The organism is Xenorhabdus siamensis, assembly GCF_037996745.1.
GTDB lineage: Bacteria > Pseudomonadota > Gammaproteobacteria > Enterobacterales > Enterobacteriaceae > Xenorhabdus > Xenorhabdus indica.
In genome coordinates, this window is the sequence record NZ_JBBMXE010000014.1 from 392,516 (window position 1) to 408,097 (window position 15,582).

General features: G+C 44.7%; 13 protein-coding genes and 1 pseudogene. 10 read left to right on the forward strand and 4 right to left on the reverse strand.

Going from position 1 to position 15,582, the window contains the following annotated elements; all coding sequences use genetic code 11:
• Positions 1-175: 175 nt before the first annotated feature.
• Positions 176-721 (reverse strand): oligoribonuclease, encoded by a 546-nt coding sequence (orn, locus tag AAC852_RS15820; RefSeq protein WP_340621815.1) that lies wholly within the window; start codon positions 719-721, stop codon positions 176-178.
• A gap of 110 nt (positions 722-831) precedes the next feature.
• Between orn and rsgA the strand changes: the two genes are divergently transcribed.
• From rsgA to mscM, 3 genes are all read left to right on the forward strand, one after another.
• Entirely contained in the window at positions 832-1,902 is a 1,071-nt protein-coding gene (gene rsgA, locus AAC852_RS15825) for a small ribosomal subunit biogenesis GTPase RsgA (protein ID WP_340621816.1), read from the forward strand.
• A 143-nt stretch (positions 1,903-2,045) separates the two neighbouring features.
• Positions 2,046-2,981 (forward strand): archaetidylserine decarboxylase, encoded by a 936-nt coding sequence (gene asd, locus AAC852_RS15830; RefSeq protein WP_340621817.1) that lies wholly within the window; start codon positions 2,046-2,048, stop codon positions 2,979-2,981.
• A gap of 24 nt (positions 2,982-3,005) precedes the next feature.
• On the forward strand, positions 3,006-6,365 hold the full coding sequence (gene mscM, locus AAC852_RS15835; protein WP_340621818.1) for a miniconductance mechanosensitive channel MscM: 3,360 nt from the start codon (positions 3,006-3,008) through the stop codon (positions 6,363-6,365).
• Positions 6,366-6,754: 389 nt separating this feature from the next.
• Here the strand turns inward: mscM and AAC852_RS15840 are convergent.
• The 3 genes and pseudogenes from AAC852_RS15840 to AAC852_RS15850 form a co-directional block, all read right to left on the reverse strand.
• Positions 6,755-7,024 (reverse strand): annotated as a pseudogene (locus tag AAC852_RS15840) (helix-turn-helix domain-containing protein).
• 260 nt (positions 7,025-7,284) lie between these two features.
• Positions 7,285-8,154: an integrase domain-containing protein gene (locus AAC852_RS15845; RefSeq protein ID WP_340621819.1), complete on the reverse strand. Its 870-nt coding sequence runs from the start codon at positions 8,152-8,154 to the stop codon at positions 7,285-7,287.
• 230 nt (positions 8,155-8,384) lie between these two features.
• Positions 8,385-8,594 carry a hypothetical protein gene (locus AAC852_RS15850; protein WP_340621820.1) on the reverse strand — a complete coding sequence of 70 codons (210 nt, stop codon included), beginning with the start codon at positions 8,592-8,594 and terminating at the stop codon, positions 8,385-8,387.
• Between the two features lie 584 nt (positions 8,595-9,178).
• Between AAC852_RS15850 and AAC852_RS15855 the strand changes: the two genes are divergently transcribed.
• From AAC852_RS15855 to AAC852_RS15885, 7 genes are read left to right on the forward strand one after another with little or no spacing between them, the layout of a single operon-like run.
• Positions 9,179-10,960 (forward strand): type VI secretion system baseplate subunit TssF, encoded by a 1,782-nt coding sequence (locus AAC852_RS15855; protein WP_340621821.1) that lies wholly within the window; start codon positions 9,179-9,181, stop codon positions 10,958-10,960.
• Positions 10,961-10,989: 29 nt separating this feature from the next.
• Positions 10,990-13,005: a type VI secretion system Vgr family protein gene (locus AAC852_RS15860; protein ID WP_340621822.1), complete on the forward strand. Its 2,016-nt coding sequence runs from the start codon at positions 10,990-10,992 to the stop codon at positions 13,003-13,005.
• A complete protein-coding gene (locus AAC852_RS15865; RefSeq protein WP_340621823.1) occupies positions 13,002-13,496 on the forward strand; it encodes a DUF4123 domain-containing protein in 495 nt (164 codons plus the stop codon). The genes AAC852_RS15860 and AAC852_RS15865 overlap by 4 nt, the downstream gene beginning before the upstream one ends.
• Positions 13,493-13,840, forward strand: coding sequence for a hypothetical protein (locus AAC852_RS15870; protein ID WP_262946619.1), 348 nt, complete (start codon positions 13,493-13,495; stop codon positions 13,838-13,840). The genes AAC852_RS15865 and AAC852_RS15870 overlap by 4 nt, the downstream gene beginning before the upstream one ends.
• 1 nt (position 13,841) lies before the next feature.
• Positions 13,842-14,525: a restriction endonuclease fold toxin 5 domain-containing protein gene (locus tag AAC852_RS15875; protein ID WP_340621824.1), complete on the forward strand. Its 684-nt coding sequence runs from the start codon at positions 13,842-13,844 to the stop codon at positions 14,523-14,525.
• A gap of 15 nt (positions 14,526-14,540) precedes the next feature.
• Positions 14,541-15,242 (forward strand): hypothetical protein, encoded by a 702-nt coding sequence (locus AAC852_RS15880; protein WP_340621825.1) that lies wholly within the window; start codon positions 14,541-14,543, stop codon positions 15,240-15,242.
• Between the two features lie 17 nt (positions 15,243-15,259).
• Positions 15,260-15,523, forward strand: coding sequence for a PAAR domain-containing protein (locus tag AAC852_RS15885; protein WP_340621826.1), 264 nt, complete (start codon positions 15,260-15,262; stop codon positions 15,521-15,523).
• Positions 15,524-15,582 lie beyond the last annotated feature (59 nt).

The window sequence follows — 15,582 nt, forward strand, 5'->3', positions numbered from 1 at the left end:
AAATTCTTCATCGGTACGGGGAGCGCATTATACGAAGAATTCTTCTTCTGGCAAGACCCAAAACATAAAAATTTGCATTTTTTCTCTGATTGATGGTTAAACCAGCAAATTATCCGCTTAACCATCAACTCAGAGATAAATTTATGTACAATCAATCCTTATATCGGTTCGCCCTTTACTTTTGGATAAAATGCTCGCGGTAATAAACCAGTTCAGCAATTGATTCCCGGATATCATCCAATGCCTGATGGGAATTCTTCTTACTTAATCCGGCCAGCAATTCAGGTTTCCAACGACGCGCCAGCTCTTTAAGCGTACTCACATCCAAATAACGATAGTGAAAATATTTTTCCAGTTCAGGCATATAACGGAACAAGAAACGGCGATCTTGACCTATGCTGTTACCACAGATAGGTGATTTTCCTGCCGGCACCCATTGCTCCAGAAAAGCAATCGTTGCTTTTTCAGCCTGAACCTCATCAAATGAACTCTGCTTTACACGTTCCACTAACCCGCTGGCGGTATGCGTTCGAACGTTCCAGTCATCCATCAGGGCCAGTTGTTCATCTGACTGATGTACTGCGATAACTGGTCCCTCCGCGAGGATATTCAGCTCTGAATCGGTAACGATCGTCGCAATTTCAATTATGCGATCACGCTCTGGATCTAAGCCCGTCATCTCTAAATCTATCCAGATAAGATTGTTCTCACTTTTTGACATGATATATCCTAGGTTCCTTCAAAACAGGTAATCTGTATCAGAGGTGTATCATAACGTTTTTGATCACCCACAGCGATAATCAGCAAGATAGATGAAATAAGTGAGGTTCGGTGGCTAAAAGTAAACTCTCCAAAGGGCAGCAACGCCGTGTGCAGGCCAATCACCAGCGCAGGCTGAAACAGCCGCTCAACAGGACTGGTGCCCAAAAACCAGAACTGGATGACAGCCAGCTTGGTGAGCCACAAGAAGGGCTGGTTATCAGTCGATTCGGCCAACATGCAGACATTGAAGCCACAGACGGCTCCATACAACGCTGTAATATCCGCAGGACAATCCGATCACTGGTAACCGGTGACCGTGTCGTATGGCGACCCGCATTACAACTTCAGTCTGATGTGAAGATCAATGGGATTGTCGAAGCGGTACATGAACGCTCTTCCGTCCTCACCCGCCCCGATTATTACGATGGCATTAAACCCATTGCAGCTAATATCAACCAAATTGTGATTGTTTCTGCCATATTGCCTGAACTCTCACTGAATATTATCGATCGCTATCTGGTTGCGTGTGAAACACTCAATATTGAACCTTTGATTGTGCTCAATAAAATTGATCTATTGGATGAAGAAAACCGTGAATGGGTCAACAGTGTCATGGATATTTACCGTCATATCGGCTATCGGGTACTGGAAGTCTCCCGCTATACAGAAGAAGGTATACCAGAACTGATTAACTTACTGGCTGATAAAATCAGTATCTTCGCTGGTCAATCCGGAGTCGGGAAATCCAGCCTGCTTAACACCCTGCTCCCGGATAGCGAAAAAGAGATTCTGGTCAATGAAGTCTCGGACAATTCCGGCCTTGGTCAACATACAACAACAACAGCACGCCTCTATCATTTTCCACAGGGAGGAGATGTCATCGACTCCCCCGGTGTCCGGGAATTTGGGTTGTGGCACCTGACACCAGAACAGGTCGCACAAGGTTTCATTGAATTCCGTGATTATCTTGGTGGATGTAAATTCCGTGATTGTAAGCATCTGGATGATCCTGGCTGTGCTTTACGGGAAGCTCTGGAACTAGGGTCTATCGCGGAAGAGCGTTTTGAAAATTACCACCGCATACTAGAAAGTATGGCTCAGGTAAAGCCACGCAAAAATTTCACTGAAGCTCAAAAATGAGACACAATAATTAGCAATACGTTGCCCTGACATTCAACATAAGGGCAAGTACAATAGCTGACTTTTGCCCAATTTACCCATATACCCTATAAATTTCAGACTGCGAACTTGAAAGACGGGTATAAAAAATCCAAGAGGTTAATGTGCTAGACAATATTAAAATCAGACTACAATATTTACTGCCAAAGCAATGTATTACTCACTTAGCAGGTTGGTTTGCGAATAAAAAGGCGGGTTGGTTAACACAACTTGCCATTCAGGCTTTTGCCAAGGTTTATAAAGTCAATATGAATGAAGCCCAAGCGTCTTCTTTTAAAGCTTATTCAACCTTCAATGAGTTTTTTGTCCGCCCATTAAAAGAGGGTATTCGTCCTATTGTTAATGAAGCTCACCAACTGGCTCTTCCCGCAGACGGCGCTATCAGCCAGTTAGGGGCTATCCGGGAAGAACAAATTATTCAGGCAAAAGGCCACTACTACACTGTAGAAGCATTGTTGGCTGGTCAATACCCGCTTGCCGAGCAATTCCGCAATGGTCAGTTTGTCACGATTTACTTGTCACCAAAAGATTATCACCGTGTCCATATGCCATGTGACGGCGTACTGAAAGAGATGATTTATGTTCCGGGAGATCTGTTTTCCGTCAATCCATTGACTGCCACAAATGTCCCTAATCTGTTTGCACGCAATGAGCGGGTTATCTGCCTGTTTGATACTGCCTTCGGCCCAATGGCACAAATTTTGGTCGGTGCAACTATTGTAGGTAGCATAGAAACCGTCTGGAGTGGCTGTGTGACGCCTCCACGTGAAGGCATTATCAAACGCTGGACTTATCCAGCAGAAGGTGAAGAAGGTGCCGTTTCCCTCAAAAAAGGAGAAGAAATGGGTCGTTTCAAACTTGGTTCAACCGTGATCAACCTGTTTGCTCCTAATCAGATTCAGTTTGCTAATAATTTATACAGTGGTACACAAACCCAGATGGGTGACTTGCTGGCACAAACTATCTCCCAAACTCTCATCAAAGAGGGAGAACAGACTGAGCACGCTGATGTTTCCATGAATCAAAATAACGCTAGTTAATTTATTACCAAGGAGCCCCTTATTGTGCGCCTGATTATCAGCTTACTTCTTAGCCTGTTAATTGCGAATCTGGCTTTTGCTTCCACAATACAGTTAGATGAAAATCAACTGAAACAAAATCTAAAGCAGGTTGAAGGCAGTAAAAATCCACAGGATGCGGAGGTTGCGCAAGCATTTCAAGGGGCTGTCAACTGGGTTAATGATACCAAGTCCTCTAAGGAAAGAATTGAGAAATATCAACAAGCCATTGATGATTTTCCTAAAATCATTAAAGAGTTGCGCCAAAAAATTCTGGCTGCAAGTGAGCCTCCTCCTACTATTGCGGCTAACCAGCCAATCAGCAGCTTAGAGCAGCAAATTATCCAGCTCAGCAGCCAGTTACTGGAGCAAGAACGGCAATTACAACAAGAACAGGATAAAATCCGGGAAATCAGTGACTCTGTCAACCTCTTACCTCAACAACAAGCTGAAGCAAGACGCATGTTAACCGAGGCAACTTCCCGGCTTCAATCATTGAGTCCTTCTCCTACGCTGTTGGGTGAAGCCCAATTAACCCTTGCACAAGCAGAAGTGAATGCCCGCAAAGCGGTGACTAATGAATTGGAGATGGCACAACTTTCTGCTAATAATCGACAGGAAATTGCCCGCTTACGGGCAGAATTATTTAAAAAACGCTATCAACGGCTAGATCAACAACTCCAGCAATTGCGCAGTCAATTAAACGCTCAGCGGCAACAAAAAGCAGAGTCAGCCCTTGAACATACTGAAATGCTGGCGGGACAGAATGGAGGGAAACTGCCGCAATTTTTATTGGATGAACTTCAGCAAAACCGCCATCTGTCACAAATGCTTAACCAGCAAACCCAACGTATGGATTCCATTGGCTCACAACAACGCAAAGCAGCCGATGATATTTTACGGGTACGCCAGACACTCAATACCATTCGTGAACAGGCGCAATGGTTAGGTGATTCAACAGCACTAGGGGCAGCTTTAAGAACCCAGTTAACCCACATCCCGGATGTTCCGAAATCCCAACAACTTGACCGAAGCATAGTGGAATTACGGGTCGAAAGGCTGAAATATGAAGAAATGCTGGAAAACTCTCAACGGGAAATCGGGCAAACTCCCGTTGCATATAATAATCTGACCCCGGCACAAAAACAGGTTTATGATTCCCTTATCCGTACCAGAAAAGAGTTACTGAATTCTCTGCTTTCAGGTTATGACAGCGAAATATTGGAGCTGACAAAACTCAAAGTCTCCACCAGCCAATTAAATGATGCTTTGAAAGAAGTTAAAGATGCAACTCACCGTTATCTGTTTTGGGTTGCAGATGTCGATCCTATTTCCCTGGATTACCCACTACGGGTAGTCAAGGATCTGACCCGTCTGCTCTCTCTGGACACATTCTCCCAATTGGGCATTGCCATTCACGTTATGCTGACCACGCAGGACACTCTGCTTTATTTGCTAGGGACACTATTGCTGGTGATTTTCAGCATCAGTTCACATCGCCAATATCATGCTTTCCTTGAACGTTCCAGCAACCGTATTGGCAAAGTGACACAAGATCACTTCACCCTTACTCTGCGTACAGTATTCTGGTCTGTTATCGCGGCACTCCCCCTGCCGATGCTTTGGTCAGCGATTGGCTACGGCTTGAAAAATGCGTGGCAATACCCAATGGCGACAGCAATTGGCAACGGGGTCAGTGAAACAACGCCTGTCATGTGGATTTTCATGCTCAGTGCAGCATTTGCCCATCCTAATGGTCTATTCATCGCTCATTTCCGTTGGCCAGAAGAACGGGTAAAACGGGCAATGCGGTTTTATCGTTTATCGATATTCCTGATTGTCCCCCTCATGATGGCACTTATCACATTCAACAATTACAGTGAGCGTGAGTTTGCCGCGACACTCGGCAGATTATGCTTCCTGATGCTTTGTGTTTCCCTGAGCTTGGTTACCATTACGCTAAAACGCGCAGGTATTCCACTGTACATGGACAAACACGGTTCAGGTGAAAACATCATAAGCTCTGTGTTGTGGTGGATACTACTCTCTGCCCCCATTCTGGCTGCTCTGGCATCCGTACTCGGCTACCTGCAAACGTCACAAGCATTATTGGCTCGGCTAGAAACTTCGGTTGCCATCTGGTTCTCCCTGTTGGTCATCTACCACATTACTCGTCGATGGATGTTAATCCAACGTCGTAAAATTGCGTTCGAAAGAGCGAAGCAGCGTCGTGCCGATATCCTTGCCCAACGTGCCAAAAATGAAGAAGACTCCTCCAATATCAACAGCAGCGTTGAAGGATCCATCGAAATAGAAGAACCGGTTATCGATTTAGATGCAATCAGCGCCCAGTCCCTGGGATTGATGCGTTCTATCCTGACCATGATCGCGCTGGTTTCATTAATCCTGCTGTGGTCAGAATTACATTCTGCTTTCTCTTTCCTCGAAAACATCCGGCTATGGGATGTCACCACAACCATCAACGGTGTTGATACCGTTCAGCCAATAACAATGGGTTCCGTTCTGATTGCGATCCTGGTTATTGTGATCACTGCGCAGCTTATCCGCAACCTCCCTGCACTACTTGAGCTGGCATTGTTACAGCACTTGGAACTAACACCGGGCACAGGTTATGCCATCACAACATTAACCAAATACGGTATTACCCTGATCGGTGGGATTGTCGGTTTCTCACTAATAGGCATTGAATGGTCGAAACTACAATGGCTGATTGCAGCAATGGGGGTTGGGCTTGGTTTTGGATTACAGGAAATTTTTGCCAATATTATTTCTGGCCTGATGATCTTGTTCGAAAAACCAATCCGCATTGGCGATACTGTGACCATTCGTGGTTTGACTGGTAGTATCACGAAAATCAACACACGGGCAACCACTCTGTCCGATTGGGACAGAAAAGAGATTATCGTTCCTAACAAAGCATTTATTACTGAGCAATTTATCAACTGGTCATTGTCAGATACAATTACCCGTATTGTCTTGACTATTCCTGTACCCGTGGAAACAGAGTCCGCGAAAGCAACTGATATATTAATGACTGCCGCCAGGCGATGCCCGTTAATTCTCGATAACCCGATACCCGAAGTCTATCTGGTTGACCTGCAACAAGGGATTCAGATCTATGAACTGCGTGCGTATGCCGCAGAAATGGGGCACCGTATGCCTGCCCGCCATGAAGTGCATCAGTATATTTTGCAGGAATTCCGCAAACATGATATTACCCTGCCGTTCCCACCATTTCAGGCACATGTTGATATTTTTGGGCAGGAAATTCGCAGTACTACTATTCGCAGTAATACTACCAATACATCAGGTCGTAATCCTCCCCGTAAACCAGGAGATCTGTAAGGTTAAGGCTTAATTAGAGAAGAAAATTAAGGAAAGAAGAAATTCAAAATATGGTGAGACGCATCCCTTTTCAAATAAGTGGCTTACTGGCATTAAATGGTGTTTCTATTCTGGGAATGGAATATTTCAATAACAAATTGAATATACTTAATTTATTTTAAGTAATTTGTTTTATGCCCCTTTTAATGCCCCTAGATATCTTTGCTTACTTTAGTTTTACTATCTGACTGATTTAGCTTATTTATATTGTTTATTGTGTGTTTTACATACCATCTTAAAGCAAAAAAGCCGTGAAGGTTAAAAATGGTCAGATTTGGCTGCCATTTTACGCTCAGGGCTTGAGATAAAAAATATTCATTTTTACGACATCGATCACAAATTAAAGCGGATTATTCCTGTGGTTTACTGCGAATCTTACGTTCAATCAACTGACCACGCCGATCAAAGTAACGGCTCGGCCAGATTTCTGAGGGATGGATTTCAAGATAGTTAGCGATTATCCATTCACCTTTAGGCCACTACCTGCTGAGTGCATTCGCGAGTGTCGATGAACTGAGTCCCGCTTCACGGGAGAGGGCTGCTAAGGTTGTTCCGCGTTTACGAAGTGCAGCGATGATATCGGCCTGATGCCAGTCATTTTGAACATTGTTGTTATACATTCCTGCTACCCCTTTCCATTAATTAAAATTGATGGTGGCGATTCAAGCAAGGTTCGCATTACCGGAAACACTCAACCGGCGAGACCGAAGCCTCCCCTGCCTGAATCACCATTGAAAGGGTGATAGCAGACGCACTGGTAGAGAAACATCCTACCAGTGGAGTGTTTTCAGGGATGCGAAGCCCTGTCCATCGGATTTTGCCAATGGCGGGAATACTTTAACTAATTGTTTTACCTAACACAATAACCGAACGACTAAGTTTAACGGTTATAAACCCGTTCGACATAACGCCCACGACCATCGCCATGCCCCAAATCCATTGAAAACAGCGCTCTTGCTTCCTGACGGCTAAAACCATATTGTTGGTAAAAGTTCAGTGCATCCTGCGCCCACGCATAGCGCAAACTATGAGGAGAGTGGCGACCTGTTAAACCAATCTTTGTGGTGTGTGTTCGCCAGTAGTTCATAGCTTGCCTGAGTTCCGGTTTATCAATCAATCTGCCACCACGTTGCTCTGCGATAGTAATGGCCTGCTCAACAGCTTCTTTTACCGCTGCAACATCCAATACGCGGGTTTGCCGTGGTCGTCCGCCTTTTGTACCGAAAACAACATGCAGTTTCGGTTCTGGCTGTTCTAACTGTTTTCGCCAGCTTTTCAATGATGCACTGCATTGTACTGCTTCCTGAGAACGTAACCCCAGCAATCGGGCGAGTTTCAGTGTGACGGCAAATCCAGCATCACGTTCAAGCGCTTTCTGATAAATAACCTGAAACGCGGCATCAGGGATCGCCTGTTTTGTTCCGGCGCGGCTGGTGCCGCTTATTCCCAATGCCAGATTGCTCAAACGTGGCGAGGTTCCCAGTTTTTCCCGGCCTGCCATGCGGAAGATATTACGTAGTGCGGACATTTCATTTTGCACCGTTCGTTTGGCGATCCCCTGAGATAAACGGGCATCAACGTAATGCTCCACATGCTTAGCTTTCAAATTTTTGAGGCTTTTGACCTGAATATTCAGGCTCAGTAACAACGCCCCCAAACGCCCCGCAATCCGAATACGATCATGGCAGGTCTTATGGCTGCCACCACTCTGACGTGCAAAAAACTTTAATTCTTTAATCAATCGGCTCACTGGCTTCCTCCATGCTTATACCTGACAACCTACAATCTCTGGCGCGCGACCGTTCTGGCAAAACAGAAAATACCTGTCTTGCCTTTGATCGATATCTGTGCGCCAGAGTGAACGCAGGTTGAGGTATTGCGGGGTATCGGTTGAGTACGCTGTACTGCCGCCTGTGTTAACAGGTCATCCCCACCGGCTAAAAAGCCAGCCTCGATATCGTCAAGTTCTCCTTTTTAAATCTAAAAATGCAGTGTCAGATTCACTGAATGGTGAAGCAGGCTAGAGCCTGTCAGAGTTGCGTGGTTCTTTGGCTGCGGCGTCACTTTCAGCGATAAATCCGCAAAAAGTGACGCCTTGAGTTTCCGAATAATCAGCAAAGGCCGTGCAAGCGTTGAAATGCCCGCAGGCACAGCAAATGCCGCCAAATTCAGTGTCAAACGGATAGTCATACGTTAATGGTTTAGCTGTGGAAAAATTGCCTATTGAATAATTCAAACAGGGATAGATAACAGTATGAACGGAGGCACAAAAGCCATTCTGTTGTTCATTGAAAATAAATAGGATTTATCCTGCTTTGAAAAGTCAGTGTATGAACCCACGTTCAATACACTTCAGTAACAAGATAAAACACCTTTTGGGCGTATTTTTAGTTTAAGAGACCTTCATTGCCAGACGAGGGGTTAGGTGTCCTGACAATATCTGCTTCCAAAGGTGAGCAGATGTACCGCATCACATGCACTCCCTTTCAGGCTACAGGAGTTTTATTTCGCCGCTTTACGCTGATCCTTTCAGGCGCCAGATCATTTTTTGTAGAAAAGATATTAACGGTTTAGCCGGACAGGGTCAAAGGCGTATTTTCCCTGTTTTAAAAAGAATTTTGTTATGTAAGACAAAAATCAAAATTTGTTAATTTAATTAACGTTAAATTCCCTATAATGGCTTATTTAATCCTGATTTCTTTATTATTCATAAACGTTTTCAATTAAATGCCGATAGATTATTCAGTTGAATATCTGAGCAAGGAAAGAGCAGAATGAAAAATCGGAAAGAATCGCTGTACCTGCAAGAGTTAGCCTACCTGCGCGAATTGATGAAACAGATTGCCGCCGAAAACCCGCAGTTAGCTGAATTTCTGGAAAATCCCAATGACCCTGATATTCAACGCCTGATAGAAGGTTTTGCGTTATTAACGTCCAATGTGCGCAGCACCATCGAAGACAGCATTCCACAAATCACCCATGAAATGCTGGGTCGTATCTGGCCTCATCCCCTGCGCCCCGTTCCGCCCGCCACGGTAATCCAGTTTACGCCTCATCAGGATATTCATCAGGGCGCAGTCGATATTCCGAAAGACGCCCCGGTGACTGCCGCTGTGGGAGAACAGCATTTTCCCTTTCATACCTGCCGTCCCCTGCATATCGAACCGTTCATTGTGCTGGATAAAAAAATCCAGAAAACCCGTGAATACAGCGACATTGTTCTGACGCTGCGCCAGACCGGTAACGAGGTATTAAGCTGGTCAGGTGGAAAACTGCCTTTTTTTCTGGGGACGGATAAAAACCGGGCGGCGCAATTAAGTTTGTGGCTGGATATGCACATTGAGGAGGTTTATCTTCGTACGGCAGAGGGCGAAAAAAGACTCCGGGACAGTGATTTTCTGGGCTGGCCTGAGAATTTACAGCAGACCCTGTTACCCACGGAAAGCATGCTTTTTGCTCATCTGCAACAGATAACCGAATATTATTGCCTGCCTCATGTGTTCAATTTCATGACGCTGGATATCAATGAGCAACAGCATTTGCTGTTAAACCCCGATGGCACCTGTGAACTGATTATTCGTCTGCAAGGCGAGCTGCCGGTTGATGATTTAGGCGACGCCTTTCAGTTGGGGTGTGTTCCGGCGGTACATCTGGTGCCGATGGTCAGTCAGCCCATTTCGCTGATACCTGATAATGCGTGTTATCCGTTGCCGCTGGCAGAAACGGAACGGCTTTTTCGTGTTAATAATATTCAAACCGCAAAACAACCCGGTGAAAAAGCGGTTCAGGGCAGTACGCCGCGGGGTAAATCCTGTCATTTTCTGCCGATTGACCAGTATCACGCCAGAAGTGACTGGCTGCTGGAGGCGGGTGAACCCGATAACGTTTATTTTCAGTCGGTGATCACGGATGATTTGCTGGGGCGTATTCACAACCGGATACGTTTCATCGGAATGGATGGAGAAGCGGCGAATAACCTGTCACCCCAGTCTGTATGTGCTGACTTCATCGGCTATCATGAACAGGCCATGAAACTGGCTATCGGTGACATTACGCTCACGCAGGAATCCGTGCCCGCCCATTTATCTGCGAGTAATATCACCCCGGTTTCCTCCGATTTTCCGCCAATGGTGCTGGGTAACTCGGACTGGTTGCTGATTAACCTCTTAAACATTCCCCCGTTTTTGCTTTTCCATGCCAAATCACTGAAAGGTTTTCTGCGTTTATACGACTGCTATGCCGGGCATGACCGCAGGCTCAGCCGCCGGATGCAGCAGCACATTAACGGTATTGTTCATATTGACGCCTTATCAGATCACTGCCTTGATTACAGCAGAGAAGGAGTTCCCATTAATGGCAGCAAACTGCGTATCTGCCTTGACCCGGACTGTTATGAAAATGACGGTGTGATGTATCAGTTCTGCCGAATAATCGACCAATTACTGGCGTGTTTCGTCGTACGGAATAATTTCACTAAGCTGGAAATTTATCGGCAGGGTGAGCGAACCCTGCTATGGGCATTCCGGCAGCGGCTTGGCCTGCGCAGTGAAATGTAACGATAGGAAATGAAAAACAGGAGAGAATAATGCTAAAAAGTGGATTACGTTTTCTTTGCCGGATAGGGAGTTTGTCTGAAGATACCTTTGCCGTAGCGGATTTTACCCTGCGGGAAGGGCTTTCTGACCTGTTTACCCTGAACCTGACGCTGGTTCAATCTCTGCCCGATAATCCTTTTAAACCGAAGCCGGAAATCGATTTAACCGCACTGTTGATGCAGGAAGCCGTATTGCAGGTCTTCCACGGTGAAACCGAGCAACGCAAAATCACCGGCATTATTTCCCATGCTGACTGGTGTGGCACCGATGGTAACAAGACCCTGTACACTTTCACGGTGCGCCCGCATCTCTGGCGGCTGACGCTCAATCAGGACAGTCACATTTATCACCGCCAGAGTGTGCCGGATATCATGAAGCTGCTGCTGAAAAAGCACCATGTACAGGTTGATTCGCAACTGGAAGATCCCCATCAAAAGCGGGAGTACACCACCCAGAAAAGGGAATCTGATTATGCGTTTTTTTGCCGATTGGCCGCAGAAGAAGGGATCAGTTTTTGGTTTGAAGATGAAAAACTGTTTTTCAGTGACAGCCATTTAGGGATGACAGCAAACCTGCCCTTGCAATATCAGCCTCAGCCGGAAACAGCCTACGGCACCGATACCATTTATCAGGTACGTCTGGGGGTTGGAATGGCACCGAAGCGCAGCATTCATCGGGATTACAACCCGGACAGACCACTTTCTCAGGTATATCAACTGGAAAGCAGCCCGGAATATCAGGCAATGGGTACGCTGACTCCCTATACCATTTACGAGAGTTATGGGCGTTTTCAGCAGGAAGCCGAAGGCAAACCGTTTGTGAAATACCGTCACGAAGTGCTGAAAAACCAAACCCAAAGCGGTAACGGGAACAGTAACTGTATCAAACTGATGCCGGGCAAAATCTTCGAAATCGAAAAGCATCCCCATGCCCCGCTCAATACCCGCTGGCAGATTGTCGGTATCAGTCATCATGGTCGTTGCCCACAGGCGCTGGGAGATAATGGCGGCGATGGCACAACATTGAGTAACGATTTTAGTTTTATCGATGGCTATGTTGACTGGCGGCCACCCTTTCATTACAAGCCACAGGCTGATGGTGATGAAAGCGCAACAGTGGTCGGGCCGGAGGGCGAAGAAATCTTCGTGAACAAAGACGGTGCAATAAAAGTGCATTTCCACTGGAACCGTTACGACAAAGCCGATGACAGCGCCTCCTGCTGGGTACGTGTTACTCAGGGCTGGAACGGTAACGGCTATGGCTTTATGGCCATTCCCCGCATCGGACAGGAAGTCATTGTTTCCTATCTCAACGGCGATATTGACCGTCCGATAGTCACCGGTTGCGTTTACAACGGCCTGAACCGTCCACCGCTGGATTTACCTGCCACAAAAACCCGTACCACCTTTAAAACCAAAACCCATAAAGGCGAAGGTTTTAACGAACTGCGTTTTGAGGATGCCAAAGGCAGCGAGGAAGTGTTTATTCATGCGCAAAAAGACATCAACGCGCAAATTCTCAATGACGAAACCTACAATATTGGTCATAACCGCACTCATCATATTAAAAATGACGCTCATTTACGCGTTGATAATGAATACCGCGTACAGGCAAACAATGATATTTCGCTCTCTACCGGGCAAAAACTTCATATCAAAGCTGACGATGCTTTGTTAACCCAGAGCGGCAATGAAATTCACCTCAGTTCAGGTGCCAAAGTGGTGATTGATGCCGGAGCGGAACTGACCATTCAGGCCGCCGGGCATTTTCTGAAAATTGATGCGGGCGGGATCACCAGCAGTGCAGCCATTAATATGGGCAGCGGTGCGCCGGGTAATGGTTCAGGCTGGGGCGGCAAGCTGCCGGATATGCTGGATAAACTAAAACCCATCAATGTTGCACAGGCGGCGGCAGTCTTAACGGCACCATTAGAGAAAATTTGTATCAGTTGCTTAATGAAAGCCGCATTAGGTGGCTCCGCAATGGTTATCAGGGGGCAATCATGATCTCAGTTTCACCAGAAGCCTGGCAGGAATATCACAACACGCATCCAGACATAAAAAGGTATGCGTTGATTGATGGTTTACAGTATGAACGCCTCTTTGATGAGGAATTCACTTACATTGCCGAGCTGAATAACCCGCTTTTTCGCCGGCATCCTGATGCCGAAATCGCCTTCGCCGGGCCGTGGTTGTTTGACATAACCGATAACACTGCCTCCGTGGAAAAGTTTCTAAAACTGGAAAAAACCTTTCCTGCCGTTTCATGGATTTATTCCACATTGTCGCTGGACAGCCTGACCCGTCATTTTGGACCGTATCTGAATATCCAACTGGAAAGTGGCAAAACAGCGCTGTTGCGTTTTTATGACCCCCGGATTCTGCATCAAATCCCGGATATTTTTAATCAGGAACAGTTCACTAAATTCACACAACCGATTGATGAATGGAATTATTGGCTGAATGGTCAGTTTTATTCTGTGAAAGGAGCACAATGATGATCACACTCAGTAATGAACAGGTAAATAAGTTTATTGATGCCGAAGATGAAGCGTATATCACAAAAGTACGAAAAAAGATTCAGACGGAACATCCTGAATTAGTCGAAGGGGAAAGTGAACAGAGTCTGCATAAACGGCTAAAGGGAGCGTATCTGGATTTAATCGCAATGGGGTTTAAAGAGGAAAAACTGATACGTTCTTACCTCCATTTTGTGGCGTTTAACCGCAATTATCACGATTCGCCTGAAATTCAAAATATGCTAAAGGCAGGTAATAATCCAGAACAACAATATCGTGATTACCTAAGGGCATTGGATAACTTAATGAAAAGGAAAAAATAATATGATCTTTGCTATACCTCCTATTGCCGCAGCCCTTGAATGGACTATTGCCGGGTGTGCCGCAATATTAGTGGGCATTGGTGTTATGGAAAGTACTAAAGGTACGACAGTAGATGATATAGAGCTGGAACCTGCACCTGTACCTAAAAAACCGAAAACACGTACTGAAGAAGAAATAGAAAATGATATTAATATTGGTAAAGCTAAAGCAAGATCTCGAATTGAAGAAATTGAAAAGGAAGGCTCGTTGTCTCGCTCAACTGAGAAATGTAAATCTTGCCCCGCTAGTACCGGAATAGCCAAAAATGAAAGTAGAAATTTTGGTGACCCAATTAATTTAAAATATCAAGTCTACATTACTAAAGCTCCGTTCGGGCCAGGATGGGTTCAAGAATGGGACTATGCAACAGTATCATTCGATGGATTTCAACCTCCGTCTTGTTTATTACAAGAAACTAAGGGTGCATATGATCAATTCTTTATCTCTGAAGGAGTCCTTAAAAAATTTTATTCTGGAGTTAGAGGAACAGTACAACAAGCACATACACAAAGTTTTGTAGTGCAATCAACTCCGCCTAATAAATTAGCATGGTACTTCATGGAAAGGCTCAGTTTTATGTACTTTAATAAAATATTCAAAGGCGACGGTCTTATTATGGATGTTTATCACGTTCCAATGATTTAATTAAAGGGTATTTATATGAGTGAAATTTCTATACATATAGTTATAAAGAAAATTGTCACACAAGAAATGATAACCATCATTGACACATTTCATTTTTTTCTTAGCGAAATAAACAAATGTGATAAGAAAATTACAGCTTTATATGCTCAAGGTGAAACACTAGAAGAAGCCTTACAAAACAAAATAATGGATGTTGATGGATATACAAACCAAAATGCTTCAAATTTAATAGGAGAATATTTACCCATCGTTGAGGGATTATGGGATGGCAATGAAGATGACTCCATGTCCATTCTTTTAACAAAGAATAACGAATGCACATCAATTCGCATTAATGCTGAAAACTACCTTGGTATATACAAAAAGGATAATCTCACCGATTTTATAAAGTCGGCAGCAGAAAAATATACATTAAATCTTTTTTCTGTCAGCTTTAATGGTAGTAGTGATGAAGTTGGTGAAGCAGTTTTTCCTGATCGCCCTCCTGTTGGCTGGATGCTATATCTTCCTATTCAATTCGAAATACATCCTAGTCTATTGAAAACCGGAGCTGAATTTATCCCTATTTCCACAACACTAAGTACGGGTACAATTATAATTACTAAAGGAGATTATAATTGTTTGGATAAGGCAGATCAGTATCTTTCAAATGACATTGAAATTGCATTACGTGATTTAGGTTTACTGCCCTTATATGCTGAAATATATAAAGATTAAATGACAGAGATATAACTATGGCAGATAAAGCCGTTGTCAGATTAAACGATGCAACAGATCATGGTGGTAAAGTCATTACTGCTATTGATAGTTACGCCTATCAAGGTGTACCTATTGCCGCCAAAGGTGACTTAGTGACGTGCCCAAAATGCAAAGGCGTTTTTCCTATTGTAGAAGGTAGTGATAACTTAAAGCATCAAGGAAAACCCATTGCATTAGAAGGTATGCATACGGCTTGTGGTGCAAAGTTGATTGCAAGTCAAGGCGGATTTTGCGCTTAGTTTTATTTATATAACAATCAGCTTCGAGCCTGTTGCCTCTTAGCTGATTATCCTATGAT